The organism is bacterium (assembly GCA_030654305.1).
Classification (GTDB): Bacteria; Krumholzibacteriota; Krumholzibacteriia; order LZORAL124-64-63; family LZORAL124-64-63; genus PNOJ01.
This window is the reverse complement of record JAURXS010000516.1, coordinates 1-2,724: the sequence shown is the minus strand read 5'-3', so window position 1 is coordinate 2,724 and position 2,724 is coordinate 1. Positions and strand designations below refer to the sequence as shown.

The window sequence follows — 2,724 nt, the reverse complement described above, 5'->3', positions numbered from 1 at the left end:
GTCTTCACCCCGGTTCGGGGGGCGTCTGCAAGGCTGCCCCGCCACGGATGGCGGGGCAGCCTGGAAGTCGAGCGAGCCGGCCACAGGATGTGGCCGACGAGCGTCCCCCCGCACCGGGGTGAAGACTCGCCCATCGTGTCGACCAACCCCATAACCCCCAAGCAACCGGAACAGCCCAAGGAGCCGCCGCCATGGAGGGTAGGCACACCGAGATCATCACGCCCGGCATGCTGCGTGCCGTCGGCACCGTCGATGAGTTCAAGGGCCGCTGGTCGCGCCCGGGGATCCTGCCCCCGGAACGGTTGGCGGCCCTGCAGCGCGTGGCCACGGTCGAGACGGTCGGCTCGTCGATCCGCCTCGACGGCGCGGCCATGGACGACCGCGCCGTCGAGCGGCTGCTCTTCGGCCCCCAGGCCCGCGCTTTCGCCTCGCGCGACGAGCAGGAGGCGGCCGGCTGCGCCGACGCCCTCGAGATGGTCGTCAAATCCTGGCGCGACATCGGCCTGACCGAGCACCACGTGCGCCTGCTGCACGGGTTCCTGCTGCGCCACGCCGAGCGCGACGCCCGCCACCGCGGCCGCCCGCGCAGCCAGCCGCTGCCGCAGGACGTCTTCCTCGAGGCCGTCCCCGCCGTCCCCGACGCGGCGCCCCCCGACGCTGCACCCTCCGGCGCCGATCCCGAACCGTCGCGTCGTCTCGCCGCGCTGCTCGCCGACGCGGCCGCGGATCTCGACGGCGACCGCGTCCACCCCCTGCTCGCCATCGCCGCGGTCACCGGCGGCATCCTCGCCATCCAGCCCTTCCAGGACGGCAACGGCCGGCTGTCGCGCCTGCTCGCGACCCTGCTGCTGCTCAAGCACGGCTACGCCTACGCGACCAGCGCTTCCCTGGACCGAGTCTTCGAGGACGAGCGCGCCGCCTACGACGAGGCCGCGCGCCGCCTGCGCGATGCCGGGGCCGGGGAGGATGGCGCCGCGAACGCCGCCTGGTCCGCCTTCTTCCTGGACTGCCTGGCCCGCCAGGTGACGAACCTCATGCAGCGGATCGACCAGGAACAGCGGATGGCGCCCCTGCCGCCGCTGTCCGAGATGATCTTCGCCGCGGTCCGCTCGCACGGCCGCGTCACGGTGCGCGCGGCGACGGCCCTGACGGGCGCGAACCGCAACACCGTCAAGGCCCACCTGCAGCGCTTGGTCGCCGAGGGCCGGCTCGCCCGTCGCGGGCAGCGCAAGGGCACCTGGTACGAGCTGCCGGGCGACGCCGAATCCTCCATCCCCGCAACCCGGAGCGAAGATCGATGAAAAGAGCGATCCTGGCCGCGACGATGACGCTGTCCCTCCTGCTCGCAGTCGCCGCCGCCGCGGACACCGTCCCGGCCTTCGCCGACCGCTTCCGCGACGAGACGCTGCGCGTCGACTACTTCCACACCGGCGCCGCCGGCGAGGAGATCGTCGCCCTGGACCGCGTGCACCGCCAGGGGACCTGGGCGGGCAACCTCGTGCACCTGGTCGACTGCCTGGACCTGGGGCGCTACCTGGCGGTCGCGACGGACGTCGCCACCGGCGAGGTGATCTTCTCGCGCGGCTTCGACTCCTACTTCGGCGAGTGGGCGACCACCGGCCCCGCCGCTGCGGGCGTGCGCCGCACCTACCACGAGTCGGTGCTGATGCCCCTGCCCAAGGCGCCGATCCGCTTCTCCCTGGAGGCGCGGCGCGCCGACGGGACCATGGCGGAGATCTTCGCGCAGGAGATCGACCCGGCCGCGGTCGAGGTCCGGCGCGACCCGCTGCCCGCGGACGCGATCGTCGTCGAGGCGGTCTTCGCCGGCGACCCGCACGCCTGCCTGGACATCGCCATCCTCGGCGAGGGCTACACCGCGGCCGAGGCCGAGAAGTTCGACCGCGACGTGCGGCGCTTCGCGGACATCCTGCTGGGGCAGGAGCCCTTCCGTTCCCTGGCCAGCCGGATCAACGTGCGCGGCGTGCTGCGGCCCTCGCAGCAGAGCGGCTGCGACGAGCCCGAGCGCGGCGTCCACCGCAACACCGCCCTGGGCTGCACCTTCAACTCCCTGGGCTCGGAGCGCTACCTGCTCACCGAGGACAACCGCGCGCTGCGCGAGGCGGCCGCCTGCGTCCCCTACGACGTGGTGTCGATCATGGTCAACCACGAGCGCTACGGCGGGGGCGGCATCTACAACCTGTTCAACACCTTCACCAGCGACAACCAGTGGAGCCCCTACGTCTTCGTGCACGAGTTCGGCCACGGCTTCGCCGGCCTCGCGGACGAGTACTACTCCTCCAGCACCGCCTACAACGACTTCTACCCGCGCGGCGTCGAGCCCCGCGAGCGCAACATCACCGCCCTGCTCGCCCCCGGCGGCCTGAAGTGGGGCGACCTCGCCACTGCGGGCGCGGCCGTGCCCACGGTCTGGCCCAAGGCCGAGCACGACGCCGCGGACGCCGTCTACCAGCAGCGGCGCGGCGAGAACACCGATCTGATCGCGAAGCTGATGCGCGCCGGCGCGCCGCAGGCCGAGGTGGACGCGGCCGTGGCGGCGGGGGAGGAGCTGTCGCTCACCCACCAGCGTGAGCTCGACGCCTGGTTCGCGAAGTCGGGCCTGGGAGGGGTCGTCGGCGCCTTCGAGGGTGCGGGCTACTGCAACGAGGGCATGTACCGCGCGCAGCTCGACTGCATCATGTTCACCAAGGGGCTCAAGTCGTTCTG

Annotated in this window: 2 protein-coding genes; both read left to right on the top strand. The window is 72.7% G+C overall.

All coding sequences use genetic code 11. The features are described 5' to 3' along the window. The first annotated feature begins 191 nt into the window (after positions 1-191). On the top strand, positions 192-1,301 hold the full coding sequence (locus Q7W29_14640; protein MDO9173059.1) for a Fic family protein: 1,110 nt from the start codon (positions 192-194) through the stop codon (positions 1,299-1,301). Further along, positions 1,298-2,724: M64 family metallopeptidase (locus Q7W29_14635; GenBank protein ID MDO9173058.1), on the top strand; the 1,427-nt coding region annotated here is incomplete at its 3' end. The genes Q7W29_14640 and Q7W29_14635, both read left to right, overlap by 4 nt.

Bases quoted from the DNA above. Each gene is read 5' to 3' on its own strand.
- Q7W29_14640 (MDO9173059.1), top strand. From the start codon at position 192: ATGGAGGGTAGGCACACCGAGATCATCACGCCCGGCATGCTGCGTGCC.